The organism is Streptomyces sp. WM6378, assembly GCF_001279695.1.
Classification (GTDB): Bacteria; Actinomycetota; Actinomycetes; order Streptomycetales; family Streptomycetaceae; genus Streptomyces.
Map to the genome: position 1 here is coordinate 1 of NZ_LGDD01000172.1, position 515 is coordinate 515.

At 69.3% G+C, this 515-nt stretch carries 1 pseudogene; it reads right to left on the bottom strand.

The window, feature by feature from the left end:
- Positions 1 to 182: 182 nt before the first annotated feature.
- Positions 183 to 513: pseudogene (locus ADK54_RS15715) on the bottom strand (helix-turn-helix domain-containing protein); the annotation flags it as partial.
- Between the last annotated feature and the right edge of the window lie 2 nt (positions 514 to 515).

The following is a 515-nucleotide window of genomic DNA, read 5'->3' on the forward strand; positions in this document are numbered from 1 at the left end:
TGCGGCGACTGCCTTGCGGTCGGCCAGGGCCAGTACGGACAGGACGTCGATGCCGCCGAAGGCCGGCGGCGGAGCCGTGCACACCCGGTACCCAAAAGCCGGTCCGCACAAGGGAGTACGCTCGCGGGCCCGTTAGCCGGCGATGTCCCGCACGGTCATGAGCGAGGGGATCACCGCAGTTCCCCGGCTGTCCGGTGCTTTCCCGAGTAGTACGGGGTATCGGCGGCGATGCGGTCGAGGGGAAGCAAGGTGCCGTCGAGGATGACGAAGGCCTTGGTCCGGATGGTCTTCATCGCCTCGCCCAGGGGCGGCGCGAGGGCGGCCAGAACGTTCGACGGCCTCGCGTATGTAGCGGAACACCGTCGCGGTGCCGATCCCGAACCCGGCCGCGAGCTGTGCGTAGGTGTCACCGCATTGCAGGTGCGCCAGGGCAAGCAGGGCCTGGCGGCCCGTGGTCAGGCGGCGCCATCGCGTACCGATTTCCCGCCTTCGGAAGGCGAGTTGTCCGGTCAGGT